Genomic DNA, 25,209 nt, shown 5'->3' on the forward strand with positions numbered 1-25,209 from the left:
AGCTGCTCCCTGTTGCGGCCGGGGCCGGGCGCAGCCTTAAGCGTCAGCCCATAGCGTCACCCTATAACAATAAGGAAATCCCCATGCACGCAGTCAAAGCCATAACCCTGGCAGGCCTCAGCCTGCTCGCCTTGAACACGGCGCAAGCCATCGAGCTGAGCGAGCAGTTCTCCTTGGCGATCACCCCGCAAGTGCTCAGCGATTACCGCTCCAGCGGCATTTCGCAAACCCTGGGCGATCCGGCGTTTCAGCTGGATGCGCTGTTGACCCATGCCAGCGGTCTGTATGCCGGGGTCTGGACCAGCAATGTCGAGTTTGGCTACGACTGGGAACGGGGCGACGATTACGGCACCCGTCAGGAGGTCGACTACTACGCCGGCTACTACTGGCAGATCAGCGACGACATCAGCCTGGACGCCTATTACAACCGCTATACCTATCCGGGCGAGAGCCAGTTCAACGGTGCAGATATCTACCTGACCCTGGATGCCTACGGCTTCTTTATCGGCGGCAAGCACTCGGACGATACCGACGAGAGCAGCGCCAGCCTGTACGCCGGTTACCGCACCCTGTTGCCGCTGGATATCGGCCTGGAGCTGAAGTTCGAGAACGTCGACTACAAGGACAAGGTGTTCTTCAACAAGGACTGGAGCCACGGCGAGGAGGAGTACAACAACTGGAGCGTCGGCCTGCAGCGGGACATGCTCGGCGTGACCTGGGGCCTGAGCTATGTCGATACCGACCTGTCGAAGGATGAGTGCCTGAGTTTCAGCGGTTACGACGATCTGTGCAGCGCCACCCTGGTCTTCAGTGCCAGCCAGACCTTCTGATACCCGCACGCAAGGACAGACGCATGAACATCATGAAATCCCCTGCTCTGCTCACCGCAGTCGGTCTGCTGGTGCTGGCCGGCCAGGCCTCGGCCCAGGCCGTGGTGAATATCTACAACTGGAGCGACTATATCGCCGAGGACACCCTCGCCGAGTTCCAGCAGGCCAGCGGCATCAAGCCGGTGTATGACGTGTTCGACTCCAACGAAACCCTGGAAGGCAAGCTGCTGGCCGGCAATAGTGGCTATGACGTGGTGGTGCCGAGCAACCACTTCCTCAGTCGGCAGATCAAGGCCGGGGTATTCCAGAAACTGGACAAGAGCCGGCTGCCGCACTGGAACAACCTCGACCCGCAGTTGCTCGAGCGCCTGCAGGCCAATGACCCGGGCAACCAGTACGCCGTGCCCTATTTGTGGGGCACCAACGGTATTGGCTACAACGTGGCGAAGGTCCGCGAGGTGTTGGGCATCGAGCGGATCGAGTCGTGGGATGTGCTGTTCGAACCGGAGAACCTGGCGAAGCTGAAGGCCTGCGGGGTGTCCTTTATGGACTCGGCCGACGAACTCTATCCGGCCATGCTCAACTACATGGGGCTTGCGCCCGACAGTACGCGGATCAAGGACTACAAGGATGCCGAGCGCAAGCTGCAGGCCTTGCGCCCGTATATCACCTACTTCCATTCATCGCGCTACATCTCCGACCTGGCCAACGGCAATATCTGCATCGCCTTCGGCTATTCGGGGGATGTGTTCCAGGCCATCAGCCGCGCCGAGGAGGCGGGCAACGGCATCGAGCTGGCGTACGTGGTGCCCCGTGAGGGCGGCAACCTCTGGTTCGACATGTTGGCCATTCCGAGTGACGCGAAGAACGTCGAGCAGGCCCATGCCTTTATCGACTACCTGTTGCAGCCGCAGGTGATCGCCGACGTCAGCGAGTATGTCGGTTACGCCAACCCCAATACCCAGGCGGACGCGCTGATGGATGAGGACGTGCGGCAGAACCCCTCGGTCTATCCTTCCGCCGCCGTCCAGCAACGGCTGTATGTCTCCTCGGAGCTACCGCCTGAAGTCATGCGCTGGATCACCCGCTCCTGGAACAAGCTCAAGTCCGGCCGCTAGCAGGCCGTTGAACAGCGCAGGTGGCTTGTAGCAGCCTGCTAGCGCCGGGTTGCTGCGCCAGCCCGGCAACTCCCCCGACATTCGAGGTCCCTATGCTCGTTCGCAAGGCGGCATCGCCGGCAAGTCCGGCGCTGACCATTGCCCTCTGTTTTATCGTCGCGCTGATCGAGGGTTTCGATCTGCAGGCCGCCGGCATTGCGGCCCCCCATATCGCCCTGGAGTTTGGCCTTAGCGCGGCCCAGCTCGGCTGGTTCTTCAGTGCCGGCTTGATCGGCCTGTTGCCGGGTGCGCTGTTTGGCGGCTGGCTGGCGGATCGGCTGGGGCGCAAGGAGGTGCTGATTGCAGCGGTGCTGCTGTTCGGGATCTTCTCGTTGCTGACCGCTCATGCCGGTAGCTATTCCACCCTGCTGTTGGCGCGCCTGGCCACCGGTCTTGGCCTGGGGGCCGCCTTGCCGATTCTGATTGCCCTGTCATCGGAGGTGGCCAGTGCCGGCCTGAAGAGCACCGTGGTCAGCCTGACCTACTGCGGCGTGCCCCTGGGCGGCGCGGCCGCCGCCCTGATGGGCGTGCTGGGTGTAGGGGAAGACTGGCGGCTGATTTTTTACATGGGAGGGCTCGCGCCCATACTGGTCGCCGGGCTGTTGGCCAGGTTCCTGCGCGGGGCTCCGCTGGTTCGCCGCGACAGCGCCAGTGGGCGCGATTCGGCGCTCGGCGGTCTGTTCGTCGAGGGTCGGGCTACGGCGACGCTGCTGATCTGGGTGAGCAGCTTCTTTACCCTGGCGGTGCTCTACATGCTGCTGAACTGGTTGCCGTCATTGCTGGTTGCCCTGGGTTACGACCAGGTTCAGGCGGGCTACGTGCAGATACTGTTCAATCTCGGCGGCGCGGCCGGGTCGATCCTGACGGGCCGCTTGATGGACCGCGCCAGTCCCGTGCTGGTGGTGCTCAGCACCTATCTGGGCCTGCTGGTCGCCCTGGCGGCGCTCGCTCTGCTGCAGCGCTTCGAGCTGCTGTTGCTGGCGGGGGCTGCCGCCGGGTTCTGCGCCATTGGTGGGCAACTGGTGCTGTATGCCCTGGCCCCCATGCTGTATCCGGCGGACATCCGTGCCACGGGGGTCGGGGCGACCGTCGCGGTGGGGCGTCTGGGCTCGATGGCGGGGCCTCTGGTGGCGGGGCAGATTCTGGCGCTGGGGATGGGCGGCAGTGCCGTGCTGTTTGCCGCTGCCCCCGGCCTGCTGCTATCGGCAGGGATGGCCCTGACACTGATGCGTGGCCAGCGCCGCGCCGCCGATAGCGCCGGGGCATGCACAAGCGCCAGTGCCGGGGCGTGACCGCGCCCCGTAGCGCTCGCGCCGATCTCGACCGCAAGCGACAGATAGACCTGCTCCCCGGCGGCTGATAGTGGTAGAGTCGCGCGCAATTCCCGTGTGTTGTCAGCCAGTAGGACTGGCTTGATGTGGGCTTGAGCCCTGTGCGGTCTAGCCGCACGCACGGTCCTTGGGAACTCCCGCTCAGCAGTGATCAGGGGTTGCCCGACCTTACCGGCGACCACGTCTGGTATCCGGTCTGAGTTTTACTGTGCGCCTCCTTCGGCTTTATATTTTGCTGCACAGTTCAAGTTTCAGACCCGCCCACTGGCGCGCCGCACCTTTGAGATAGCCGTCCTCCATGTTTGGTTCCAACGACGACAAGAAGACCCCAGCACCCGGCACCACGCCCGTTGTGCCGCCATCCGCCGAGAAAGTCGCGGAGAAAAAAGACCTGTTTGGCTGGTTGCGCAAGAAGCCCCAGGAACCCGCCAGCAGCCCGGCACCTGAGCCGGCTGAAGCGACGCCTGCCCCAGAGTCGCAAGTGCCAGAGCCAACGCTGCCGCAAGCTGAAGAGACCGCAGCACCGCTGGTCGAGCCGGTTGCTCCGGTCACGCCGCCGGCAGAGCCCGCAGGGGCTGCGCCGTCCGTGTCTGCGGCGGAGCCGGTGCAGGCACCACGGCCTTCGCGGTTCCGCATCAATGCCGGCAGCGAAGTGCTGCATCCCGTCATCCATGCCCCGGAGCCCGAGCCGGTTGCGCCGCTCGTGCCGGAGGCCCCGGTGGCTGAGGTGCAGGTCGAGCAGAATAAACCGGGCGATAACCAGGGCGGCTGGTTCGCCCGCCTCAAGCAGGGGTTGTCGAAGACCAGCGCCAGCCTGGGCGAGGGCATGGCCAGCCTGTTTCTCGGCAAGAAAGCCATCGACGATGAACTGCTGGAAGATATCGAAACCCGTCTGCTCACCGCCGACGTCGGCGTCGAGGCCACCACCGCCATCGTGCAGAACCTCACCCGCCGCGTGGCGCGCAAGGAGCTGGCCGACAGCGGCGCGCTGTACAAGGCCCTGCAGGAAGAGCTGACCGCGCTGCTCAGGCCGGTCGAGCAGCCGCTGCAGATCGATACCGGTAAGCAGCCCTATGTGATTCTGGTCGTCGGGGTGAATGGTGCGGGCAAGACCACCACCATCGGCAAGCTGGCGAAAAAACTCCAGCAGGACGGCAAGAAGGTCATGCTGGCCGCCGGCGATACCTTCCGCGCCGCCGCCGTCGAGCAGCTGCAGGTGTGGGGCGAGCGCAACAAGATTGCAGTGATCGCCCAGCACACCGGGGCCGATTCGGCGTCGGTGATCTTCGATGCGGTGCAGGCGGCCAAGTCCCGTGGCATGGACGTGCTGATTGCCGATACTGCAGGGCGTCTGCACACCAAAGACAACCTGATGGAAGAACTGAAGAAGGTCCGCCGGGTGATCGGCAAGCTCGACGACAGCGCGCCTCACGAGGTGCTGCTGGTGCTGGACGCCGGCACCGGGCAGAACGCCATCAACCAGGCCAAGCAGTTCAACCAGACCGTCAACCTCACCGGTCTGGCCTTGACCAAGCTGGACGGCACCGCCAAGGGCGGGGTGATCTTCGCCCTGGCCAAGCAGTTCGCCCTGCCGATTCGCTATATCGGGGTGGGCGAGGGGATCGACGACCTGCGCACCTTCGAGGCCGAGGCCTTTGTCCAGGCGCTGTTTGCGGAGAAATAGGGATGATTCGTTTCGAACAGGTCGGTAAACGCTACCCCAACGGGCATATCGGTCTGCACGAGCTGAGTTTCCGCGTGCGCCGTGGCGAGTTCCTCTTCGTCACCGGGCACTCCGGGGCCGGCAAGAGCACCCTGCTGCGCCTGTTGCTGGCCATGGAGCGCCCGACCAGCGGCAAGCTGCTGCTGGCCGGCCAGGACCTGGCGCAGATCACCAATGCACAGATTCCCTACCTGCGCCGGCAGATCGGCGTGGTGTTCCAGAACCACCAACTGCTGTTCGACCGCAGCGTGTTCGACAACGTCGCCCTGCCGCTGCAGATTCTCGGCCTGTCCAAGGGCGAAATCGGCAAGCGCGTCGGCAGTGCCCTGGAGCGGGTGTCGCTGTCGGACAAGGCCGAGCAGTTCCCCGGCGACCTGTCCACCGGTCAGCAGCAGCGCGTCGGCATCGCCCGCGCCGTGGTGCACCAGCCGGCCCTGCTGCTGGCGGACGAACCGACCGGCAACCTCGATCCGCGCCTGGCCGCGGAAATCATGGGGGTGTTTGAAGACATCAACCGGCTGGGTACCAGCGTGCTGATCGCCAGTCACGACCTGGCCCTGATCGCGCGCATGCGTCACCGCATGCTGACCCTGCAACGTGGTCGCCTGATCGGCGACGGGGAGGCCGTATGAGCGCAACCCGCATGCCGCCGCCGCAGCCGGCGCAACGCGTCGGTGCCGCGCCGAAGAAGGCCGACGCACCGACCCCGGACGACGGCCCGGACCTGCGCAGCCAGGTCAATGCCTGGCTGGAAAGCCACCGCGCCAGCCTGGTCGACAGCCTGCGCCGCCTGGGCAAGCAGCCCATCGGCAGCTTCTTCACCTGCCTGGTGATGGCCGTGGCCCTGAGCCTGCCCATGGGTCTGGCCCTGCTGCTGGACAACGTCGAGCGTCTGGGCGGTTCCTGGCAACGCGCCGCGCAGATTTCCCTGTTTCTCCAGCTCGATGCCAGCGACGCCGAAGGTCAGGCGCTGCGCGAGCAGATCGCCGCCATGGCGGATGTCAGCGAGGCCGAGTGGATCAGCCGAGAACGGGCCCTGGACGAGTTCCAGCAGCAGTCTGGCCTCGGCGAAGCGCTCAAGGAGCTGCCGGATAATCCGCTGCCCGGCGTAGTGGTGGTGACCCCGCAGGAAGTCGACAAGGTTGCCCTCGAAGCCCTGCGCCTGCGCCTGGCCGAACTGCCCAAGGTGCAGCAGGCGCAGCTCGATCTGCTCTGGGTCGAGCGCCTGAGTGCCATGCTCAAACTCGGTGAACGTTTCGTCTTCGGCCTGACCCTGTTGCTGGTGCTGGCGCTGCTGCTGGTGATCGGCAATACCATTCGCCTGCATATCGAGAACCGCCGCACCGAGATCGAGGTGATCAAGCTGGTGGGCGGTACCGACAGTTATGTGCGCCGGCCCTTCCTCTATATGGGTACCCTTTATGGGTTCGGGGCCGGCTTACTGGCCTGGCTGCTGCTGGCCTATGGCCTGGGCTGGCTGGACGATGCCGTGGTGCGCCTGGCGGGGCTCTATGGCAGCGATTTCGCCCTGGACGGGGTGCCGTTAGCCGATGGTCTATCCCTGCTGCTCGGGGCGGTACTGTTGGGCTATATTGGTGCCTGGTTGGCGGTCGCTCGTCACCTAAATGAATTGGCCCCTAGGTAAGTTATTGTTTTTATTGATGTTGACTATCTGTAACGGAACTTGTAGATACGTTTCTAGTCATACAGCTCGGTGCTACACTGCGTTCGATTCGTAAGTCGGAGGATCCAAATGTCCACTTCTTTGCAACCTGTTCATGCTCTGGTTCCGGGTGCCAACCTGGAGGCATACGTGCATGCGGTCAACGGCATTCCGCTGCTGACCCCTGAGCAGGAACGCGAACTGGCGGAAAGCCTCTTCTACAAGCAGGATCTGGAAGCCGCCCGGCAGATGGTCCTGGCTCACCTGCGTTTCGTCGTGCATATCGCCCGCAGCTACTCCGGTTATGGCCTGGCCCAGGCCGACCTGATTCAGGAAGGTAATGTCGGCCTGATGAAGGCGGTCAAGCGCTTCAACCCTGAAATGGGTGTGCGCCTGGTGTCCTTTGCCGTGCACTGGATCCGTGCCGAGATCCACGAATTCATCCTGCGCAACTGGCGCATCGTCAAGGTCGCCACCACCAAGGCGCAGCGCAAGCTGTTCTTCAACCTGCGCAGCCAGAAGAAGCGTCTGGCCTGGCTGAACAATGACGAAGTGCACGCCGTGGCCGAAAGCCTAGGGGTCGAGCCGCGTGAAGTGCGCGAGATGGAAAGCCGTCTGACCGGCCACGATATGGCCTTCGATCCGGCCGCCGAGGCCGATGACGACAGCGCCTTCCAGTCGCCGGCGCATTACCTGGAAGACCACCGCTACGACCCGGCCCGTCAGCTGGAGGACTCGGACTGGAGCGACAGCTCCAATGCCAATCTGCACGAAGCCCTGGAAGGTCTGGATGAGCGCAGCCGCGACATCCTCTACCAGCGCTGGCTGGCCGAGGAGAAGGCCACCCTGCATGACTTGGCGGCCAAGTACAACGTCTCCGCCGAGCGCATCCGCCAGCTGGAGAAGAACGCCATGAACAAGCTCAAGGGCTCGATCGCGGCGTAAATCGCGCTACTGTCAGAAGCCGCACCCAGGTGCGGCTTTTTTATGGTCTACCATCCCTGGCGGCCACCCTTCGGGCCGTCGCTACGCGACGTTAAAAACTGCTCCGGGCAGTTTTTTATGCCTACCATTCCTGGCGGCCACCCTGCGGGCCGTCGCTATGCGATGTTAAAAATCGCTTCCGGCGATTTTTATGGTCAAGGAAAAACTCGATGAAATTGCCACCCATACGCCCGCAGCACTGGCTGATCTTTGCCGTGGTTGCCGCCCTGTTCTTTGCCTGGGGCGCGTGGCTGATGCGTCCGCAGCCGGCCGCGCAGCCTTTGCCCTGGCTGGTCGAGTGGCAGGAGCAGGTGCTCGCGCCCCTGGCCGATGATCGCCTGAGCCTGGTGCACCTGGGTGATGCCCTGGATGGCGAGCTCTGGCTGCAGCCCAATCTGGACGGTGCACGCCTGCTGTATCGCGGCGAATTGCAGGATGCGGACGGCAATTGGTCGCTGGAGGCGGAAGTCGGTCTGGACAAGGCCGAGCGCGCGAGCCTGCTGGCCGCCGCCGGGTTAAAGCCGACGGATAAGGAGCAGCCACTGGGCAGTCAGCTGCTGGTGTCGTTGGCCAATCGCCCGATCGTTGCGCTGACCCTGTTGCCGCCGGCCCCGCTGGCCAGCGCGCGCCTGGCGGCCAGCCTCGGTCAGCCGCGCCTGACCCTGGAACTGGCCGAGGGTCAGGCCTGGGTCTATCCCGAACTGGGCATGACTGCGCACCTGCAGGACGACGAGTTGTATTTTCTCTATGCCGTGCCGCGGCGTTTGCTTCAACAGCCTTAGCCGCCCTCCAGCCACTCCGGTAGTTCCCTGGGCCACCAGCCCGGGCGTTGCGGTTGCATGCGGTTGAGGTAATGGCTGCCGCCCAGTTGCCACATCTGCTGGCGAATCCAGGCGGCGCGGCGGCCGACCTGGGCGCTCGGGCGGCTGGCGCTCCAGGCCCGCGGGTTGGGCAGTACGGCGGCCAGCAGGCTGGTCTGCTGGCGCGACAGGTAGGATGCGCCGGTCTTGAAGTGATGCTGCGCCGCCGCTTCGGCCCCGAAGATGCCACCGCCCCACTCGACACTGTTGAGGTACACCTCGAGAATCCGCTGCTTGGGCCAGAGCAGCTCGATCAGCCCGGTGAACCAGACCTCCAGGCCCTTGCGCAGCCAGCTGCGGCCCGACCAGAGAAACAGGTTCTTGGCCACCTGCTGGCTAAGGGTGCTGGCCCCGCGCAGCGAGCCGCCCTGCTGGTTGTGCGCCAGGGCCGCCTGGATCGCCGCGATATCGAAGCCCCAGTGCTCGGCGAATTTCTGGTCCTCGGCGGCGATCACCGCCATCTTCAGATGGTCTGGCAGCTCGCGCCAGGGCCGCCAGCTGCGTTGCAGGTCGATGGGCTGGCCGCCGCTCCAGGACTCGATCTTGCGTTCGACCATCAGCGCGGTGCCCGGTGGCGGCACCCAGCGAAACAGCAGCACCAGCAATACCGAGCCGATAATCAGCCAGAGCAGGAGTTTGAGCAGGCGACGGGCAATGGATCGAAACATGCGGGCTTGGCCGGAACGAATGAGCGGGCCATTATAGCCAGCCCATCCGCTGTTCCTGGAGTGATACATGGCGCGTCTTTGCCTGTTGCTGGCCGCTTTCGCCGGATTTACCGGCGTGGCCCTCGGGGCTTTTGCCGCTCACGGCCTCAAGGGCCGGCTGACGGTCGACTACCTGGCGGTGTTCCAGACCGGCACCCACTACCAGCTGATCCATGCCCTGGCCCTGTTCGGCGTGGGCCTGCTGGCGCTACAGCGGCCGGGGCGGCTGGTCAACTGCGCCGCTGCGCTGTTCGCCCTGGGCATTGTCCTGTTCTCCGGCAGCCTGTACCTGCTGACCCTCAGCGGAGTGAGCGCGCTGGGCATGGTGACCCCTTTCGGCGGCCTGGCGTTCCTCGCCGGCTGGCTGTGCCTGGGCCTGGCGGCCTGGAGGATGGGGGTGGGTAAAAGCGCCTGACTCGTGAGTCAGAAAGCAGGACGAACGGCAGCCTTTAGCCTTGGTCCACGCCCCGCGATCAGGCTAGAATGCCGACCCTTTCCCCAGTTGTGACCCTGCCGTCATGCATATTCAGTTAAACGGTGAAGCATTCGAATTGCCCGACGGTGCCACCATCGCCGGGCTGATCGAGCGTCTCGATCTGGCTGGACGCCGCGTGGCGGTCGAACTCAATCTGGACATAGTGCCGCGCAGCCAGCACGCCAGCACCGCCCTGAGCGAAGGCGACCGGGTTGAAGTGGTGCATGCCATTGGCGGCGGTTGACGACCCACAGCTCGTCTTCTCCCGCTACCGTCCACGCCAAGAGGAATACCCGATGAGCCACGTTCGCAGCGACAAGCCCTTTACCCTGGCCGGCCGCACCTATCAGTCGCGTCTGCTGGTCGGCACCGGCAAGTACAAGGACCTCGAGGAGACCCGCCTGGCCATCGAGGCCTCGGGTGCCGAGATCGTCACCGTGGCGGTGCGCCGTACCAATATCGGGCAGAATCCGGACGAGCCGAACCTGCTGGATGTGATCAGCCCCGAGCGCTACACCATCCTGCCCAACACCGCCGGCTGCTACGACGCGGTCGAGGCTGTGCGCACCTGCCGTCTGGCCCGCGAGCTGCTCGACGGCCACAAGCTGGTCAAGCTGGAAGTGCTGGCCGACCAGAAGACCCTGTTCCCCAACGTGATCGAAACCCTCAAGGCAGCCGAAGTGCTGGTCAAGGACGGTTTCGACGTGATGGTCTACACCAGCGACGACCCGATCATCGCCCGTGAACTGGCGGCCATGGGCTGCATCGCGGTGATGCCCCTGGCCGGCCTGATCGGCACCGGTCTGGGCATCTGCAACCCCTACAACCTGCGCATCATCCTCGAAGAGGCGACTGTGCCGGTGCTGGTGGATGCCGGCGTCGGCACCGCGTCGGACGCCACCATCGCCATGGAGCTGGGCTGCGAGGCGGTGCTGATGAACAGCGCGATTGCCCACGCGCAGAACCCGATTCTGATGGGCGAGGCGATGAAGCACGCGATCATCGCCGGGCGCATGGCCTACCTGGCCGGGCGCATGCCGAAGAAGCTGTACGCCAGCGCCTCTTCGCCGCTGGATGGCCTGATCAACTGAGCCTGTTCAAAGTCTGCTGCGCGTCGGCCCTGCTGCGTTGCTACGACGAGCGGGAGTAACAGCCGAAGGCTGGCCCGAAGGGCGAGCAAAGCGAGTCAAACAGGCTCGGACAGTGACTTGTCACTGAACGTCCGCAGGACGGCCCGCAGGGCGAGCGCAGCGAGTTATGCTCATTTACAGCTCGTAAACTCCGCTCCCTCGCCGCTTTGACCAGCCGGAGGCTGTTACTAACGTAGCGCCTTGCATGACTCTAGCTCGCGAGACTTTGCATAGACCCTGATTCATACGCGACAGAACGGGCTCGGCAGGCCGCGTCACTCGGGGTAAACTGCGCGCCCTTTGCGCGGCCCCGAATGGGTGCGGCGAGATTCCAGACAGGCGGCAGAGAACCTTATGAGCGACGAGATCCAGCAAGCAGGCGAGGGCGCCGCCCCGCGTAACCTGCGTACCATCAAGAGTTTCGTGATGCGCGCCGGGCGCATGACCGAAGGCCAGCAACGTGGTCTCGATCAGGGCTGGCCGAAGTTCGGCCTGCAGCTGGAAGACGGTCTGCGCGATTTCGATCAGGTGTTCGGTCGCAGTGCGCCGCGCACCTTCGAAATCGGCTTCGGCATGGGTCACTCGACCCTGGAAATGGCCGCCGCAGCGCCCGAGCAGGACTTTATCGGCGTCGAGGTGCACCGTCCGGGCGTCGGTGCCCTGCTCAACGGCCTGATGACCCAGAACCTGAGCAATATGCGCGTCTATAGCTGCGATGCCCTGGAGGTGCTGCGCCACTGTGTGGCCGACGCCAGCCTCGACCGGGTGTTGCTATTCTTCCCCGACCCCTGGCACAAGTCGCGCCACCACAAGCGCCGTATCGTTCAGGCCGAGTTCGCCGAACTGGTGCGGCAGAAGCTCAAGGTCGGCGGTGTGCTGCATATGGCCACCGACTGGCAGCCCTACGCCGAATACATGCTGGAGGTGATGAATGCGGCACCCGGTTATCAGAACCTGGCCGAGGATGGTCAGTATGTCCCGCGTCCGCCGGAGCGCCCGACCACCAAGTTCGAGCGCCGCGGCGAGCGTCTCGGCCACGGCGTCTGGGACCTGAAATTCCAGCGCAACGCCTGACCTAGCAGCGCCGCCGCATGGCTGGCGCGTCCTCCGGATAAGAACAAGCACAGGGATGACCGCACAAGAGCGGCCCAGCCGCCTCCCGCCAGGATGGCTCCTCACCAAGACGGTCAATCAACCCGCCCGCTACGGTCGGGGCATAAGAACAGCAGCCCTGCTTCGGCCAGGTTGCGAGGAGATCGCTGTGTTGAAAGTTTTATCGTGTCTACTGCTGACGGCCTTTGCCCTGCAGGTGCAGGCCCAGCCTGGCCGTCTCGGCCAGGATCTGACCCCCCTCGGGGGCGAGCGCGCGGGTAATGCCGCCGGTACCATCCCCAGCTGGGAGGGCGGCCTGGCGCAACCGCCGGCCAACTACCGGGCCGGCATGCACCACCCCGACCCCTATGCCCAGGACGCCGTGCTGTATCAGGTCAACAGCCAGAATCTGGCGCAGCATCAGGCGCAGCTGCCGGCGGGCTTGCAGGCGTTGCTGGAGAAGAACCCGGATTACTTTTTGCGGGTTTTCCCTACTCGCCGTAGCGCGGCCGCCCCGCAACGCATCTATGACGCCACGCGCTTCAATGCGCAGAGCGCGGAGCTGATTTCCGGCGGCAATGGCGTCGATGGGGTGGCGGCCGGTGTCCCCTTCCCGCTGCCGCAAACCGGCCAGGAAGCCATCTGGAACCACATCATGCGTTACCGCGGCGAGCAGATCGGCTTCGTCACCAACCAGGCGGCGGTGCTGGCCAACGGCTCCTATAACCTGCTCAAGCTGGAGCGCGACATCTACTTCCTCTACGGTCGCGAGGGCGTCACCCCGCAGGACCTGGACAACACCCTGTTCTATTACAAGTACAAGGTGGTCGCCCCGTCCAAGCTCTCGGGCTCGGCGCTGGTGGTGCAGGAAACCCTCGACCAGGTGCTGGCGATCCGCAAGGCCTGGCGCTTCAGCCGTGGCGAGCGGCGCGTGCGGCGTCTGCCGATGCTGGCCTACGACACCCTGCAGCCGGATACCAATGGCCTGGCCACCGCCGATCAGGTGGATGTCTACAACGGCGCGCCGGACCGTTACGAGTGGCAGCTGCTCGGCAAGCAGGAAATGCTGGTGCCCTACAACAGCTATGCGGTGCACCAGCAGGGCATCCCTTACGACAGCATCCTGCAGCGCGATACCGTCAACCCACAGTTGCTGCGCTACGAGCTGCACCGCGTCTGGGTGGTGGAGGCCGATCTGCGCAAGGGCTTCAGTCACCCCTACGCCAAGCGTCGCTTCTATATCGACGAGGACAGCTGGCAGGTGCTGACGGTCGATCTGTACGACAAGGCTGGCGAGCTGATCGGGTTGCAGGAAAGCCACCCGATCAGTTATTACGACGTGCCGATGTTCGGCAGCACCCTGGAAACCATCTACGACTTCAAGGGCAAGCGCTACTTCGTCGACGGCCTGGACAACAACGAGCCCATGTACAACTTCAAGGCCCAGCTCAGTCCTCGCGACTTCACCCCGCAGGCCCTGCGCCGCGAAGGCAACTGAGTTCAGTCATGCCAAGAGGCCGCCCTTCGGGGCGGTTTTTTTATGCCTTGCCATCCATGGCCGCCACCTTTCGGGCAGCGGCGCGGCGCTAGAGATGCCTTTCGCGCATTTTTATCGGAGTGATGTCGATGCTGTGCAGGACTCCGGCCTGGGTGCCTACTCCAGCGATCAGGCCGTTTGACCGAGTGCCGGCGCGGGCTTGTTGGCTGGCCGCTAGTTGCGGTCGGCGAGGATGCCGATGACGAAGAACACCAGAATCAGCACCGGGGCCAGGGTGAAGTTGTTGAAGTGGCCCAGGCCCTTGCCCAGCATCGGCGTGACGAAGACGATTACCAGGCCGTAGCCCACGGCGCAGAGCAGGACGAAGATCAGGGTGCGCAGGATAAAGTTCATGCTGGCGGTGGAGCGCTGCACCCAGGCGTTGATGCCGGGGCCGAACAGCACCAGCAGGGTGGCCATGATCGCCAGGGAGATATCGTAGAGGTGGCTGCGGCTCCAGCGCGAGAGGGTGACGATCAGGTCGAGTAGCAGGTCCATCCGGTTTCCTTAGTCGTAGGGCAGTAAGCCTTTCAGGGCAGAAAGTGTTGCAGCAGGTCGTTGAGAAACAGCTGACCTTCGCGGGTGGCGCTCAGGCGTGTCGGGTCGGCGTGCAACAGGCCGCGCTGCTCGGCCTCGCGCCGTGCGGCGGCGAGCTGGGCGAGGGGCAGGCCGGTGCGCTGAGTGAATAGCTCGCTGGCGACGCCGTCCGTGAGCCGCAGCACATTCATCAGAAACTCGAAGGGCAGTTCGTCCGCGCCCAGGGGCCGCTCGCCGGCGCTAAAGCCTTTGCTGCTGTCCAGGTAGTCCTTGGGCAGGCGGGTCTTCCAGCTGCGGCTGATGCGGCCGTCCGGGTGGCTGAGCTTGGCGTGGGCACCGGCACCGATGCCGAGAAAGTCGCCAAAGGTCCAGTAGTTGAGGTTGTGCCGCGCCGCTTTGCCTGCCTGGGCGTAGGCGGAGACTTCGTACTGCCCGTAGCCCTCGGCGGCCAGCAGGGCCTGGCCGGCTTCCTGGATATCCCAGAGGATATCGTCCTCCGGCATCACCGGCGGCTGGCTCCAGAACACCGTGTTGGGCTCCACCGTCAGCTGGTACCAGGACAGGTGTGTCGGCCCTTGGGCGATGGCGGTGCGCAGGTCGCTCAGGGCGTCCTCGATGGACTGCTCCGGCAGACCATGCATCAGGTCCAGGTTGAAGTTGTCGAAGCCGGCGGCGCGGGCCATATCCGCCGCGCGCACGGCTTCAGCGCCATCGTGGATGCGCCCCAGGGCGATCAGCTTGGGCGGCTGGAAACTCTGCACGCCGATCGACAGGCGGTTGATGCCCAGGCTGCGGTAATCCTTGAACTTGGCCTGTTCGAAGGTGCCGGGGTTGGCTTCCAGGGTGATCTCGATATCAGGTGCAAACTCCACTCGCCGCTCGACGCCTTCGAGCAGGCGACCCAGGGCCCTGGCCGAAAACAGGCTGGGGGTGCCGCCGCCGAAGAAGATCGAACTCAGCGGGCGGTTATGGACCCGCGCCAGATCGGCATCCAGATCCGCCAGCAGGGCGTCGACGTATTCCTCTTCCGGCAGCGTCGGCCCGGCGGCGTGGGAGTTGAAGTCGCAGTAGGGGCACTTCTTCACGCACCAGGGGATGTGGATATAGAGCGCCAGAGGGGGGAGCTGAAAGCTGCTTTTGCTTCCCTCGCCCTCTGGAAGAGGGGCCGGGGCGACCCGCGATCGGGGTGAGGGGGCTGGTCTCATGCCAGGCCCAGTCTCTGCTTAAGCAGGGCCATGGCGCGGGCGCGGTGGCTGATCTGGTTTTTCTCGGCCGCCGCCAGTTCGGCGCTGGAGCAATCGCGCTCGGGCACCCAGAACAGCGGGTCATAGCCGAAGCCGTCCACGCCTTGGGCAGCGTGCAGGATGCGCCCGTGCCAGAGGCCCTCGCAGACGATCGGTAGCGGGTCGTCGGCATGCCGCACCAGGGCCAGGCAGCAGACGAACTGCGCGCCGCGCTCGGCATCCGGCACATCCTTCAGCACCTCGAGCAGCTTGGCGTTGTTGGCCGCATCGCCCTGGCCGTCTGCGTAGCGCGCCGAGTAGATGCCCGGCGCGCCGCCGAGAAAGTCCACCGCCAGGCCGGAGTCGTCGGCCAGCGCCGGCAGGCCGGACACCCGGGCGGCGTTGCGCGCCTTGAGGATGGCGTTCTCGACAAAGGACAGGCCGGTTTCTTCCGGTTCGACCCTGGAGAACTCGCCGACCGAGCGCACGCGTACGCTGCTGCCGAGCATGGCCTGGAGTTCCTTGAGTTTGCCGGCGTTATGACTGGCGAGTACGAGCTCGTTGAAGTGGATCATTCGTCTGGGAAGAATTCCTGGTTGAAGTCGAAGCTGTGCGTCACGCCGTCGGCGGCGATGACATTGATGGTAAAGCGCAGCATTTCGCGCTGGCTGAAGGGGAACTGGGCCAGGTAATAGATGGCCTCGCCCTCGGTGACCTGCTTGAAGTTCAGCGGGTGGCTGCGCCCGACCAGGTCCTTGACCTCGCCGCTGACGCTGGCGTTGCTGGCGGTGCCGGCCTTGAGCACGGAAATATTCACCACGCCCTGGGTCTTGCTGCGCACCAGGCCCGCGGCGGCGGCGACCTCCGGTTGCAGAAAGCCCGAGTTGAAGGCGATGTAGTGTACGTCCAGGTCGCCGTAACTCTGCTTGCGTTCGGCCAGGGCCGGCAGGCTCAGACACAGGGCGATAAGGAAGAGGGCAAGGCGGTTCATAAGGGTGCTCCTGAAATAAGTGACGCGCTGGCGACGACCGGCCTACTGGGCGAGCGGCGCGGCCAGAGCATCGGGGCCGCTGATCCGGTAGATACCGATCTCACCTAATAGATTAGGCCAGATCCGACTGGCCCAGCCGTGCCGATGGTCGCGGTCGACCGCCAGTCGGTCCATCACGCTGGCTCCCTGGTCATGGCAGAGGTTTTCGAAGTCCTCGAAGGTGCAGAAGTGGATATTCGGCGTGTTGTACCAGGTGTACGGCAGGAAGTCCGAGACCGGCATGCGGCCCTTGCTCGCCAGGTACCAGCGGCAGCGCCAGTGGGCGAAGTTGGGGAAGGTGATGATGCAGGTCTTGCCGATGCGCAGCATCTCCGCCAGCACCTTGTCCGGGTAATGCAGGGCTTGCAGCGACTGGGTCATGACCACCACGTCGAAGCTGTTGCTGGCGAAGTTGCCCAGGCCCTTGTCGAGGTTCTGCTCGATCACGTTGACGCCCTTGCTGACGCACTGGGCGATATTGTCCGCATCGATTTCCAGGCCGTAGCCGGAAACCCGCTTGTGCTCGGTCAGCCAGGCCAGTAGTTCGCCATTGCCGCAGCCCAGGTCGAGGACCCGGCTGCCGGCGGGAATCCATTCCTGAATGATGTCTAGATCCGCTCGCATGGCTACACCTTGATCCGTTTCATATAGCTGTCGAAGGCCTGCAGATAGCGCGGGATGGGGATCAGGAAGGCGTCGTGACCCTGGGGCGCGTCGATCTCCAGGTAACAGACGTTCTTCCGCGCGGCGGTCAGGGCGTTGACGATTTCCCGCGAGCGCACCGGCGAGAAGCGCCAGTCGGTGGTAAAGGACATCACGCAGAAGTCGGCGCTGACGTGCGCCAGGGTCTTGGCCAGATCGCCGTCAAAGGCCGCCGCCGGGTCGAAGTAATCCAGCGCCTTGGTCATCAGCAGGTAGGTGTTGGCGTCGAAGCGCCCGGAGAACTCCTCGCCCTGGTAGCGCAGGTAGCTTTCCACCTGGAACTCGACGCTGTGGAAGTCGTAGTTGAGCTTCTCGCTCTTCAGTCCGCGGCCGAATTTCTCGCCCATGGCGTCGTCGGACAGGTAGGTGATATGGCCGACCATGCGCGCCAGCATCAGGCCGCGCTTGGGGATCACCCCCTGCTCCTGGAAATGTCCGCCATGGAAGTCCGGATCGGTGAGGATGGCCTGGCGCGCCACCTCGTTGAAGGCGATGTTCTGCGCCGACAGCTTGGGCGCGGAGGCGATGGCCAGGCAGTGGCGGATGCGCTCGGGGTAGCTGATCGCCCACTGCATGGCCTGCATGCCGCCGAGGCTGCCGCCGATCACCGCGGCCCATTGTGCGATACCCAGGGCGTCGGCCAGGCGCGCCTGGCTGTGCACCCAGTCTTCCACGGTCATCACCGGGAAGTCCGCGCCGAACGGCTTGCCGGTGGCGGGGTTGAGGCTGCTGGGGCCGGTGGAGCCGTTGCAGCCGCCGAGGTTGTTGAGGCTGACCACAAAGAATTTGCTGGTGTCGATCGGTTTGCCGGGGCCGATGCAACTGTCCCACCAGCCGGGCTTGCGTTCATCTGCGCGGTGGTAGCCGGCGGCATGATGGTGACCGGAGAGGGCGTGGCAGATCAGCACGGCGTTGCTCGCCGTGGCATTCAGCTGGCCATAGGTTTCATAGATCAGTTGGTAGTCGGCCAGGCTGCGCCCACAGGCCAGCGCCAGGGGTTCGGCGAAATGCGCCAGCTGGGGCGTCACCAGGCCAACAGAGTCTTGGGGGAAGGCAGTCGACATCGACCCTGCTCGTAATCAAAGAAGAGCCGCAGTCTAAAGAGCGCCGCCGCGGGCGGCAAGCGCACGGGGCGGCGAAGCGGAGGGCTGTCTGGCTATTCGCCGACGCTGTGCGGGCGCGCGGCTCCCGGCAGGGTGACGACCTTGCCCTGGCGTTGTACCGGGGCCGGACGGCGCAGGATGCGCAGCATATCGCCGGCCTGGGCCAGTTGCTGCTCAAGCTCGGCAGCGTAGCGCCCCAGTTGCTGGCCGCGCTGGCGTGCCTGCTGGGTTTGCTGGGCCAGGGCCTTGAGCCGCAGCATATGGGTTTCCAGCAGTTGCTTGTGCTCCAGGCTGTGTTGCAGCAACGGCATCAGCGCATCGCTGGCCCATTGCTCGGCCTCCAGGCGCAGGCGCTGATGCAGGCCGATGACTTCCTGCACCAGGGTGGCGAAGAAGCGTTTGCTCAGGCTGCGCTGCTCGGTGAGCAGGGTTTTCAGGTGCAGGCGGAACTGATCGGCCTTGGCCTGTTGCAGCCTGAGCTCGCGCTGGTAGCGGCCGATATTGAACTGCGGGGCGTCGACCCCGTGCAGCGGGTTGTCTTCGTTGTGCCGGCGGTAGATGGCGGCGACCATCTTGTTGGCCATCTCGGCTTCCTGGGCCAGGTTGTGCAGGTCCTGCTCCACGCTGCGGAAGAAGTGCAGGATGGCCTGGTTGATGCCCAGGGTGGTCCAGCTGCCGGTGAGGTTGCGGCGCACCTTGTTCAGGTGCTCATCCAGGCGCTCGCCGCGGGCGGCGCTACGCAGCAGCTCGCCCTGGCGCTTGAGCAGGCGCTGGTTGGTTTTCAGGCCGAGCAGGCGGCGGTGGTGCAGGCTGTGCTCTTGCTTGGTCTTGGCGGTCAGTTCGAACAGCAGCTGGCCGTTGTCCTGCTGGTGGTTGTCGAGCAGGGCCTGCTGCTCGTTGACCTTGTCCAGGCGCAGCTTGAGGACATGCTCGCTGTTCTGCAGCATAGCCAGCACCTGGTTGACCACACGGCCCTCGAGCAGGCGCTCCTTCTGCGCAATGATGCGGTCGCAGAGTAGCTTCTCCAGGTTGACCATCTGGCTGCGGGCCAGCAGTTCTGGGTCCTTGCGCACCTTGGCGAGCATCGCCTGCTTGGCCGACAGCGGCAGCACTTCGTCGACCTTAATGCCCAGTTGCCGGGCCGTGCCGGTCTGGATCTGGCGAATCGCATTCTGCACGAAGGCCTCGCCGGCCAGGTCGTCCCAGAGCATGTCGATCTTGTTCAGTACGGCGAACAGGCAGGTTTGGGTGTCGTCGTCGAGCTGGCGGATATGTTGCTGCCAGACCGCCATGTCGCTGGCGGTGACGCCGGTGTCGGCGGACAGCATAAAGATGATCGCCTGGGCGCTGGGCAGCATCGACAGGGTCAGCTCCGGCTCGCTGCCCAGGGCGTTCAGCCCGGGGGTGTCGAGGATGCGCAGGCCCTGGCGCAGCAGCGGGTGATCGAGGTTGACCAGGGCGTGGCGCCAGGCCGGTACCAGCACCTCGCCGGGCTTGCTGGTGCTTTCCAGCATGTCCGGATGGAAGCCCAGGGCGATGGCCTGTTCGACCGGCATGGGTTTGGTCTTGGCCACCTGGATAAAGGCCTGGACCATATTGTCCGGGTCGCTGAGGTCCAAGGGGATATTCACCCAGTGCCGCGGGATGCGTTTGAACTGGGCGATGCTGGCCTCGGCGATGCGCGTCTCGATCGGCAGCAGGCGGATATAGGAACGCTCCGAGCGCGGGTCGAAGAACAGCTCGGTGGGGCACATGGTGGTGCGCCCGGCTTGCGAGGGCAGCATGCGCTGGCCGTACTGGGAGAAGAACAGGCTGTTGATCAGCTCGGTCTTGCCGCGGGAAAACTCGCCGACGAAGGCCAGGGTGATATGGTCGGTGCGCAGCAGCTTGAGCGCGCGTTCGAGCTTGGCTTCCACGGTTTCGGAGTTGAGCCGGTTGGTCACCAGCCAGCTGCGATAGCGGGTGATCTCGCGCATCAGCTCGCGCTTCCAGGCGACGTAGGCATCGACCTGCTGACTGAGACGTTCCATGCTCATCCGGGCTTTCCTCTGCTTGATCCGTCCACAAGGGTTGGCCCGGCGGGAAGCCCGCGGGGGCTGGATATCTGCTGCACCATGCCAGTGCCGCGAGTCGTTGTGCCGGTCTGCGGTAGGGGGCGATTTCGGCGGGCTGGCTATCTGGCATTATGCTGTTCATACGAATGGCGTCAATCGCCCGTCGTACAACTCTAGACTTAGGGTCGGTCAGGATGCCTCGACGGTCACCCCGAGTACGGCCGGAAAGTGCCGCGGCTGCCTGATTCGCACCCGCTTCTGGCGGCTTTGCTGGCCGCTTTCCAAGCTGACCTGACTTTTGCCGACAGCAAAGGCTTCGGCGAGAAAGGCCAGCAGCCTGGCGTTGGCCTTGCCATCGACGGGCGGCGCGGTCAGGCGAATCTTGATCCGCTCGCCGTGCAGCCCGGCGAACTCGTCCTTGCTCGCTTTGGGCTGCAGGTGGCAGTCGAGAATCAGGTCCTCGCCATCCCAGTGGTAATGACTCATCAGATCGCCAGGCTGAGGCCCTTGTACATGCCGGTCATGATCGCCAGGTTGCGGATCACCAGCATGTCGATCAGGTTGAGCAGCAGAAAGGCCACGATCGGCGACAGGTCCAGGCCGCCCAGGCTCGGCAGGATGCGGCGGACCGGCGCGAGCAGCGGTTCGCAGATCTGGTTGATTAGCTCGGCCGCTGGATTGTGGGTGCCGGGAGCTACCCAGGAGAGGATCACGCTGATGATCAGGGCGAAGAAGAACACCTTGAGGAACAGCGCCGTCACGCCAATGATCGACCAGACCAGCAATTGCAGCGGGTTGTTCAGCTCGTAGCCGAGCAGCAGCAGGGTCAGCGCCATCAGCACCAGCTGCACCAGGATCGCCAGCACCAGGGAAGCCAGGTCGAGACCGGCAAAGCTGGGGATCAGCCGGCGCAGGGGGCGCAGCAGGGGTTGGGTGGCGCGCACGATAAACTGGCATACGGGGTTGTAGAAGTTGGCCCGCACCAGTTGCAGGATAAAGCGCAGCAGAACCACCAGCAGGTAGAGGCTGCCGATGGTTTGCAGGATATAAACCGCGGCGGTGTTGAGTCCGATCATGTTGGTTCCTTATTGACCCAGTTGCTCAGCCAGTTCCGCCGAGCGGTTGGCGGCGGCGTTGAGGGCTTTCTCGACCAGGGCTTCGAAGCCGTCGGCCTGGAAGGTCTTGATTGCCGCCTCGGTGGTGCCGGCGGGGGAGGTTACGCGGCGGCGCAGTTCGCCGGCGTCGACATCGCTGGCCACCGCCATGCGCGCGGCCCCCAGGGCCGTGTGCAGGGTCAGCTGGGCGGCGGTGTCGCGGGGCAGGCCGAGTTTTTCCCCGGCGGCGGTCATGGCCTCCATCAGCAGGAAGAAATAGGCCGGGCCGCTGCCGGATACCGCGGTGACGGCGTCGATCAGTTCTTCCCGATCCAGCCACAGGGCCAGGCCGACGGCGCTGAGCAGTTGCTCGGCCTGCTGCCGCTGGCTGGCGGAGACATGGCCGTTGGCGTACAGGCCGCTGACCCCCTGGCGCAACAGCGCCGGGGTGTTGGGCATGCAGCGTACGATGGCGCGCGGGCCGAGCCAGCTTTCCAGGCTGGCGCAGCTGATACCGGCGGCAATCGACACCAGCACTTGGCCTTCGCCCAAGTGCGGGGCCAGATCCTGGCACACCGCCTTCATCACCTGGGGTTTGACCGCCAGCACGATGATATCGGCCCCGGCCGCAGCCTGGGCGTTGTCGGCGAACAGTTCGATGCCGTGCTCCGCGGCGATCTTCGCGCGCTGTTCGGCTCCGCGGTCGCTGGCCTTGATGGCGCTGGCGTCGATGCCCTGGGCGCGCAGGCCGCCGATAAGGCTGGCGGCCATATTGCCGGCACCGATAAAGGCAATGCGGGGAGTAGTCATAGGGGCTTCCTTAATAAGTCTGCTGGCAAATTCGATCAGTTATGGCTGTACTCGCGGGCTCCGAACAGGGCGGTGCCGATGCGCACCCAGGTCGCGCCCTCGGCGATGGCCGCCTCCAGGTCATGGCTCATGCCCATGGACAGGCTGTCGAGGCTCAGCCCCAGGCCGTCCTGCAGCTCGCGCAGGCGGGCGAAGGCGGCATGCTGGCAGGCCAGATCGTCGGTCGGCTCGGGGATTGTCATCAATCCACGCAGGCGGATGTTGGGCAGTTGTGTAACTGCCTGTGCCAGGGCCGGCAGTTCATCCGGGTTGCAGCCGGACTTGCTGGGCTCACCGCTGACATTCACCTGCAGGCAGATATTCAGCGCCGGCAGATGCGCCGGACGCTGATCGGACAGGCGTTGGGCGATCTTCAGGCGATCCACCGAATGAACCCAGGCGAAGTGCTCGGCAATGGCCTTGGTCTTGTTCGATTGAATGGGGCCGATAAAGTGCCAGATCAAGGGCAGGTCGCCGAGTTCGCGCTGTTTTTCCAGGGCTTCCTGCAGGTAGTTTTCGCCAAAATCCCGCACGCCGGCGGCAAACGCCTGGCGAATCGCCGCCGCCGGTTTGGTTTTACTCACTGCGAGTAGGCCAACCGTTGCACAATCTCGCTGCGAGGCTTGCGCCGCCTCACGGATGCGCACTCCGACCTTTGCAATATTCTCTGCTATCGTGGACATTACTTGCGCCCGCCGCCTGGGTTTCGCGGCATTCTACCGCCATTAGGGAGTCCCATGGATATCACTGAGTTGCTTGCCTTCAGCGCCAAGCAAGGTGCATCGGACCTGCATCTCTCCGCTGGTCTGCCGCCGATGATTCGAGTCGACGGCGATGTGCGTCGGATCAATTTGCCTGCCCTGGACCATAAACAGGTGCATGCGCTGATCTACGACATCATGAACGACAAGCAGCGCAAGGATTTCGAGGAGTTCCTCGAGACCGACTTCTCCTTCGAGGTGCCGGGCGTGGCACGCTTCCGGGTCAACGCCTTCAATCAGAACCGCGGTTCCGGCGCTGTGTTCCGGACGATTCCGTCGAAAGTGCTGAGCATGGAAGACCTCGGCATGGGCGAGATCTTCCGCAAGATTTCCGATGTGCCCCGTGGCCTGGTGCTGGTGACCGGGCCGACCGGTTCGGGCAAGTCGACCACCCTGGCGGCGATGCTGGACTACATCAACAGCAACAAGTACCACCACATTCTTACCGTGGAAGACCCGATCGAATTCGTCCACGAGTCGAAGAAGTGCCTGATCAACCAGCGCGAGGTGCACCGCGACACCCTGGGCTTCTCCGAAGCCCTGCGCTCGGCCCTGCGCGAAGACCCGGACATCATCCTGGTCGGCGAGATGCGCGACCTGGAAACCATTCGCCTGGCGCTGACCGCCGCAGAAACCGGCCACCTGGTATTCGGCACCCTGCACACCACCTCGGCGGCCAAGACCATCGACCGGGTGGTCGACGTGTTCCCCGCCGAAGAGAAATCCATGGTCCGCTCCATGCTTTCCGAGTCCCTGCAGTCGGTTATCTCGCAGACCCTGCTGAAGAAAATCGGCGGTGGCCGGGTAGCGGCCCACGAGATCATGATCGGCACCCCGGCGATCCGTAACCTGATCCGCGAGGACAAGGTGGCGCAGATGTATTCAGCGATCCAGACCGGCGGTTCGCTGGGCATGCAGACCCTCGACTCCTGCCTCAAGGGGCTGGTGGCCAAGGGTATTGTCAGTCGCGAAAGCGCGCGGGAAAAATCCAAAACCCCGGAAAACTTCTAACCAGACGATACCCGCGCGGCCCTGGGTCGCCGGGTTCAGGCCAGCGGCGAGTCACACGCGCCACCTGCTGGTCTTGGCCAAAACGCGTGATGCAGATGGGCGAGACAACGCATGGAATTCGAAAAACTGCTGCGCCTGATGGTGGAAAAGGGCGGCTCCGACCTGTTTATCACCGCCGGCGTGCCGCCGTCGATGAAGGTCAACGGCAAGATCATGCCGATTACCAAGATGCCCATGTCGCCGGAGCAGACCCGCGAGACCGTACATTCGGTGATGAACGAGGCGCAGCGCCGCGACTTCGCCGAAAACCATGAGTGCAACTTCGCCATCAGCGCCCGCGGCATCGGCCGTTTCCGTGTCAGTGCCTTCTACCAGCGCAATCTGGCCGGCATGGTGCTGCGCCGGATCGAGACCAATATCCCGACCCTCGACGAGCTCAAGCTGCCGGAAGTGCTGAAGAAGCTGGCGCTGACCAAGCGCGGCCTGGTGTTGTTTGTCGGTGCTACCGGTACCGGTAAGTCGACCTCCCTGGCGGCGATGATCGGCTACCGCAACAAGAACAGCAGCGGTCATATCATCTCCATCGAAGACCCGATCGAATATATCCACCAGCACCAGAGCTGTATCGTCACGCAGCGGGAAGTGGGCATCGACACCGAGTCCTTCGAGGTGGCGCTGAAGAACACCCTGCGCCAGGCACCGGACGTGATTCTGATCGGTGAGGTGCGTACCCGCGAGACCATGGACCATGCCGTGGCCTTCGCCGAAACCGGTCACCTGTGCCTGGCCACCCTGCACGCCAACAACGCCAACCAGGCGCTGGACCGGATTATCAACTTCTTCCCGGCCGACCGGCAGAATCAGGTGTGGATGGACCTGTCGCTCAACCTCAAGGCCATCGTCGCCCAGCAACTGATCCCGACCCCGGACGGCAAGGGCCGCCGTGCGGTGATCGAGGTGCTGATCAATACCCCGCTGGCCGCCGACCTGATCCGCAAGGGCGATGTGCATGAGCTCAAGGCGCTTATGAAGCGCTCCACCGAGCAGGGCATGCAGACCTTCGACCAGGCGCTGTACAACCTCTACAGCCAGGGCGAGATCACCTACGAAGATGCGCTGCTGTATGCCGACTCGGCCAACGACCTGCGCCTGATGATCAAGCTGGGCTCGGAAGCCGACGGCGATCACCTGAGCAGCATGTCCCAGGGTCTGTCGCTGGAAGTCAGCGAAGAGGATCCGGGCAAGCGTTTTCGTTGAGACAGCGCGCTGCCCCGTATAGCGTAGACCTTCCCGTAGCCGGCAAACCCTGTGCGCTTTGCCGGTTTCAATTACTACTGCCCTGCAGTTCAGGAGTTC

General features: G+C 64.3%; 27 protein-coding genes. 15 read left to right on the top strand and 12 right to left on the bottom strand.

Annotation, left to right across the window (positions count from 1 at the left end):
* The first annotated feature begins 83 nt into the window (after nt 1-83).
* The 8 genes from AACY13_RS15545 (at nt 84) to AACY13_RS15580 (ending at nt 8,470) form a co-directional block, all read left to right on the top strand.
* Complete coding sequence (locus AACY13_RS15545) at nt 84-830, top strand: TorF family putative porin (protein ID WP_339462487.1); 747 nt, start codon at nt 84-86, stop codon at nt 828-830.
* Nucleotides 831-862: 32 nt separating this feature from the next.
* Nucleotides 863-1,948: a polyamine ABC transporter substrate-binding protein gene (locus AACY13_RS15550; protein WP_445262586.1), complete on the top strand. Its 1,086-nt coding sequence runs from the start codon at nt 863-865 to the stop codon at nt 1,946-1,948.
* Nucleotides 1,949-2,040: 92 nt separating this feature from the next.
* Nucleotides 2,041-3,279: a 3-(3-hydroxy-phenyl)propionate transporter MhpT gene (gene mhpT / locus AACY13_RS15555; protein ID WP_339462489.1), complete on the top strand. Its 1,239-nt coding sequence runs from the start codon at nt 2,041-2,043 to the stop codon at nt 3,277-3,279.
* Between the two features lie 337 nt (nt 3,280-3,616).
* Nucleotides 3,617-5,002, top strand: a complete 1,386-nt coding sequence (gene ftsY, locus AACY13_RS15560) for a signal recognition particle-docking protein FtsY (protein ID WP_339462490.1) — start codon at nt 3,617-3,619, stop codon at nt 5,000-5,002.
* Nucleotides 5,003-5,004: 2 nt separating this feature from the next.
* Nucleotides 5,005-5,673 (top strand): cell division ATP-binding protein FtsE, encoded by a 669-nt coding sequence (gene ftsE, locus AACY13_RS15565; RefSeq protein WP_339462491.1) that lies wholly within the window; start codon nt 5,005-5,007, stop codon nt 5,671-5,673.
* Nucleotides 5,670-6,686 carry a permease-like cell division protein FtsX gene (gene ftsX / locus AACY13_RS15570; protein ID WP_339462492.1) on the top strand — a complete coding sequence of 339 codons (1,017 nt, stop codon included), beginning with the start codon at nt 5,670-5,672 and terminating at the stop codon, nt 6,684-6,686. Before ftsE ends, ftsX begins: the two co-directional genes overlap by 4 nt.
* 108 nt (nt 6,687-6,794) lie before the next feature.
* Nucleotides 6,795-7,649 carry an RNA polymerase sigma factor RpoH gene (gene rpoH, locus AACY13_RS15575; RefSeq protein ID WP_339462493.1) on the top strand — a complete coding sequence of 285 codons (855 nt, stop codon included), beginning with the start codon at nt 6,795-6,797 and terminating at the stop codon, nt 7,647-7,649.
* Between the two features lie 209 nt (nt 7,650-7,858).
* A complete protein-coding gene (locus AACY13_RS15580; protein WP_339462494.1) occupies nt 7,859-8,470 on the top strand; it encodes a hypothetical protein in 612 nt (203 codons plus the stop codon).
* Here AACY13_RS15580 and mtgA read toward each other — a convergent pair.
* The gene (mtgA, locus tag AACY13_RS15585) at nt 8,467-9,216 is read right to left on the bottom strand and encodes a monofunctional biosynthetic peptidoglycan transglycosylase (protein WP_339462495.1); all 750 of its coding nucleotides are present in this window, start codon (nt 9,214-9,216) and stop codon (nt 8,467-8,469) included. The two genes, AACY13_RS15580 and mtgA, sit on opposite strands and share 4 nt — an antisense overlap.
* A 67-nt stretch (nt 9,217-9,283) precedes the next feature.
* Here mtgA and AACY13_RS15590 point away from each other — a divergent pair, with 67 nt between their 5' ends.
* The 5 genes from AACY13_RS15590 to AACY13_RS15610 all read left to right on the top strand — a co-directional run bounded on the left by AACY13_RS15590 (nt 9,284) and on the right by AACY13_RS15610 (nt 13,450).
* The gene (locus tag AACY13_RS15590) at nt 9,284-9,670 is read left to right on the top strand and encodes a DUF423 domain-containing protein (protein WP_339462496.1); all 387 of its coding nucleotides are present in this window, start codon (nt 9,284-9,286) and stop codon (nt 9,668-9,670) included.
* 103 nt (nt 9,671-9,773) lie between these two features.
* Nucleotides 9,774-9,974 carry a sulfur carrier protein ThiS gene (gene thiS, locus AACY13_RS15595; protein WP_339462497.1) on the top strand — a complete coding sequence of 67 codons (201 nt, stop codon included), beginning with the start codon at nt 9,774-9,776 and terminating at the stop codon, nt 9,972-9,974.
* A 52-nt stretch (nt 9,975-10,026) separates the two neighbouring features.
* Nucleotides 10,027-10,821: a thiazole synthase gene (locus AACY13_RS15600; RefSeq protein ID WP_339462498.1), complete on the top strand. Its 795-nt coding sequence runs from the start codon at nt 10,027-10,029 to the stop codon at nt 10,819-10,821.
* Nucleotides 10,822-11,262: 441 nt separating this feature from the next.
* Nucleotides 11,263-11,934: a tRNA (guanosine(46)-N7)-methyltransferase TrmB gene (gene trmB / locus AACY13_RS15605; protein WP_339462688.1), complete on the top strand. Its 672-nt coding sequence runs from the start codon at nt 11,263-11,265 to the stop codon at nt 11,932-11,934.
* Between the two features lie 187 nt (nt 11,935-12,121).
* Complete coding sequence (locus tag AACY13_RS15610; protein ID WP_445262582.1) at nt 12,122-13,450, top strand: DUF1329 domain-containing protein; 1,329 nt, start codon at nt 12,122-12,124, stop codon at nt 13,448-13,450.
* Nucleotides 13,451-13,663: 213 nt separating this feature from the next.
* Here the strand turns inward: AACY13_RS15610 and AACY13_RS15615 are convergent, their stop codons facing one another.
* From AACY13_RS15615 to AACY13_RS15665, 11 genes are all read right to left on the bottom strand, one after another.
* On the bottom strand, nt 13,664-13,987 hold the full coding sequence (locus AACY13_RS15615) for a DUF3392 domain-containing protein (protein ID WP_339462499.1): 324 nt from the start codon (nt 13,985-13,987) through the stop codon (nt 13,664-13,666).
* A 32-nt stretch (nt 13,988-14,019) separates the two neighbouring features.
* Complete coding sequence (gene hemW, locus AACY13_RS15620; RefSeq protein WP_445262583.1) at nt 14,020-15,231, bottom strand: radical SAM family heme chaperone HemW; 1,212 nt, start codon at nt 15,229-15,231, stop codon at nt 14,020-14,022.
* Nucleotides 15,228-15,824 (bottom strand): RdgB/HAM1 family non-canonical purine NTP pyrophosphatase, encoded by a 597-nt coding sequence (rdgB, locus tag AACY13_RS15625; protein ID WP_339462500.1) that lies wholly within the window; start codon nt 15,822-15,824, stop codon nt 15,228-15,230. Before rdgB ends, hemW begins: the two co-directional genes overlap by 4 nt.
* Entirely contained in the window at nt 15,821-16,240 is a 420-nt protein-coding gene (locus AACY13_RS15630; RefSeq protein ID WP_339462501.1) for a DUF4426 domain-containing protein, read from the bottom strand. Before AACY13_RS15630 ends, rdgB begins: the two co-directional genes overlap by 4 nt.
* 42 nt (nt 16,241-16,282) lie before the next feature.
* Nucleotides 16,283-16,903 (bottom strand): methionine biosynthesis protein MetW, encoded by a 621-nt coding sequence (gene metW / locus AACY13_RS15635; RefSeq protein WP_339462502.1) that lies wholly within the window; start codon nt 16,901-16,903, stop codon nt 16,283-16,285.
* Nucleotides 16,904-16,905: 2 nt separating this feature from the next.
* The gene (gene metX, locus AACY13_RS15640; protein ID WP_339462503.1) at nt 16,906-18,045 is read right to left on the bottom strand and encodes a homoserine O-succinyltransferase MetX; all 1,140 of its coding nucleotides are present in this window, start codon (nt 18,043-18,045) and stop codon (nt 16,906-16,908) included.
* Between the two features lie 92 nt (nt 18,046-18,137).
* On the bottom strand, nt 18,138-20,120 hold the full coding sequence (locus tag AACY13_RS15645) for a dynamin-like GTPase family protein (RefSeq protein ID WP_339462504.1): 1,983 nt from the start codon (nt 20,118-20,120) through the stop codon (nt 18,138-18,140).
* Between the two features lie 207 nt (nt 20,121-20,327).
* Nucleotides 20,328-20,624, bottom strand: coding sequence for a DUF167 family protein (locus AACY13_RS15650; protein ID WP_339462505.1), 297 nt, complete (start codon nt 20,622-20,624; stop codon nt 20,328-20,330).
* Nucleotides 20,624-21,214 carry a YggT family protein gene (locus AACY13_RS15655; protein ID WP_339462506.1) on the bottom strand — a complete coding sequence of 197 codons (591 nt, stop codon included), beginning with the start codon at nt 21,212-21,214 and terminating at the stop codon, nt 20,624-20,626. The genes AACY13_RS15650 and AACY13_RS15655 overlap by 1 nt, the downstream gene beginning before the upstream one ends.
* Nucleotides 21,215-21,223: 9 nt before the next feature.
* The gene (gene proC, locus AACY13_RS15660) at nt 21,224-22,042 is read right to left on the bottom strand and encodes a pyrroline-5-carboxylate reductase (RefSeq protein ID WP_339462507.1); all 819 of its coding nucleotides are present in this window, start codon (nt 22,040-22,042) and stop codon (nt 21,224-21,226) included.
* A 35-nt stretch (nt 22,043-22,077) separates the two neighbouring features.
* On the bottom strand, nt 22,078-22,764 hold the full coding sequence (locus AACY13_RS15665) for a YggS family pyridoxal phosphate-dependent enzyme (RefSeq protein ID WP_339462508.1): 687 nt from the start codon (nt 22,762-22,764) through the stop codon (nt 22,078-22,080).
* A 54-nt stretch (nt 22,765-22,818) separates the two neighbouring features.
* On the opposite strand from AACY13_RS15665, the gene AACY13_RS15670 reads away from it, so the two are divergent.
* Both AACY13_RS15670 and AACY13_RS15675 read left to right on the top strand, forming a co-directional pair.
* Entirely contained in the window at nt 22,819-23,853 is a 1,035-nt protein-coding gene (locus tag AACY13_RS15670; protein ID WP_339462509.1) for a type IV pilus twitching motility protein PilT, read from the top strand.
* Nucleotides 23,854-23,964: 111 nt separating this feature from the next.
* Nucleotides 23,965-25,110 carry a PilT/PilU family type 4a pilus ATPase gene (locus AACY13_RS15675; RefSeq protein ID WP_339462510.1) on the top strand — a complete coding sequence of 382 codons (1,146 nt, stop codon included), beginning with the start codon at nt 23,965-23,967 and terminating at the stop codon, nt 25,108-25,110.
* Nucleotides 25,111-25,209 lie beyond the last annotated feature (99 nt).

Origin of the sequence: Pseudomonas sp. EA_105y_Pfl2_R69 (assembly GCF_963970915.1) — a bacterium.
Taxonomy (GTDB): Bacteria; Pseudomonadota; Gammaproteobacteria; order Pseudomonadales; family Pseudomonadaceae; genus Aquipseudomonas.

Excerpts from the sequence above, each read along its gene's own strand:
- AACY13_RS15545 (WP_339462487.1), top strand. The coding sequence starts at position 84 with ATGCACGCAGTCAAAGCCATAACCCTGGCAGGCCTCAGCCTGCTCGCC.
- AACY13_RS15550 (WP_445262586.1), top strand. The coding sequence starts at position 863 with ATGAAATCCCCTGCTCTGCTCACCGCAGTCGGTCTGCTGGTGCTGGCC.
- mhpT (WP_339462489.1), top strand. The coding sequence starts at position 2,041 with ATGCTCGTTCGCAAGGCGGCATCGCCGGCAAGTCCGGCGCTGACCATT.
- ftsY (WP_339462490.1), top strand. The coding sequence starts at position 3,617 with ATGTTTGGTTCCAACGACGACAAGAAGACCCCAGCACCCGGCACCACG.
- ftsE (WP_339462491.1), top strand. The coding sequence starts at position 5,005 with ATGATTCGTTTCGAACAGGTCGGTAAACGCTACCCCAACGGGCATATC.
- ftsX (WP_339462492.1), top strand. The coding sequence starts at position 5,670 with ATGAGCGCAACCCGCATGCCGCCGCCGCAGCCGGCGCAACGCGTCGGT.
- rpoH (WP_339462493.1), top strand. The coding sequence starts at position 6,795 with ATGTCCACTTCTTTGCAACCTGTTCATGCTCTGGTTCCGGGTGCCAAC.
- AACY13_RS15580 (WP_339462494.1), top strand. The coding sequence starts at position 7,859 with ATGAAATTGCCACCCATACGCCCGCAGCACTGGCTGATCTTTGCCGTG.
- mtgA (WP_339462495.1), bottom strand. The coding sequence starts at position 9,216 with ATGTTTCGATCCATTGCCCGTCGCCTGCTCAAACTCCTGCTCTGGCTG.
- AACY13_RS15590 (WP_339462496.1), top strand. The coding sequence starts at position 9,284 with ATGGCGCGTCTTTGCCTGTTGCTGGCCGCTTTCGCCGGATTTACCGGC.
- thiS (WP_339462497.1), top strand. The coding sequence starts at position 9,774 with ATGCATATTCAGTTAAACGGTGAAGCATTCGAATTGCCCGACGGTGCC.
- AACY13_RS15600 (WP_339462498.1), top strand. The coding sequence starts at position 10,027 with ATGAGCCACGTTCGCAGCGACAAGCCCTTTACCCTGGCCGGCCGCACC.
- AACY13_RS15615 (WP_339462499.1), bottom strand. The coding sequence starts at position 13,987 with ATGGACCTGCTACTCGACCTGATCGTCACCCTCTCGCGCTGGAGCCGC.
- hemW (WP_445262583.1), bottom strand. The coding sequence starts at position 15,231 with ATGAGACCAGCCCCCTCACCCCGATCGCGGGTCGCCCCGGCCCCTCTT.
- rdgB (WP_339462500.1), bottom strand. The coding sequence starts at position 15,824 with ATGATCCACTTCAACGAGCTCGTACTCGCCAGTCATAACGCCGGCAAA.
- AACY13_RS15630 (WP_339462501.1), bottom strand. The coding sequence starts at position 16,240 with ATGAACCGCCTTGCCCTCTTCCTTATCGCCCTGTGTCTGAGCCTGCCG.
- metW (WP_339462502.1), bottom strand. The coding sequence starts at position 16,903 with ATGCGAGCGGATCTAGACATCATTCAGGAATGGATTCCCGCCGGCAGC.
- metX (WP_339462503.1), bottom strand. The coding sequence starts at position 18,045 with ATGTCGACTGCCTTCCCCCAAGACTCTGTTGGCCTGGTGACGCCCCAG.
- AACY13_RS15645 (WP_339462504.1), bottom strand. The coding sequence starts at position 20,120 with ATGAGCATGGAACGTCTCAGTCAGCAGGTCGATGCCTACGTCGCCTGG.
- AACY13_RS15650 (WP_339462505.1), bottom strand. The coding sequence starts at position 20,624 with ATGAGTCATTACCACTGGGATGGCGAGGACCTGATTCTCGACTGCCAC.
- AACY13_RS15655 (WP_339462506.1), bottom strand. The coding sequence starts at position 21,214 with ATGATCGGACTCAACACCGCCGCGGTTTATATCCTGCAAACCATCGGC.
- proC (WP_339462507.1), bottom strand. The coding sequence starts at position 22,042 with ATGACTACTCCCCGCATTGCCTTTATCGGTGCCGGCAATATGGCCGCC.
- AACY13_RS15665 (WP_339462508.1), bottom strand. The coding sequence starts at position 22,764 with ATGTCCACGATAGCAGAGAATATTGCAAAGGTCGGAGTGCGCATCCGT.
- AACY13_RS15670 (WP_339462509.1), top strand. The coding sequence starts at position 22,819 with ATGGATATCACTGAGTTGCTTGCCTTCAGCGCCAAGCAAGGTGCATCG.
- AACY13_RS15675 (WP_339462510.1), top strand. The coding sequence starts at position 23,965 with ATGGAATTCGAAAAACTGCTGCGCCTGATGGTGGAAAAGGGCGGCTCC.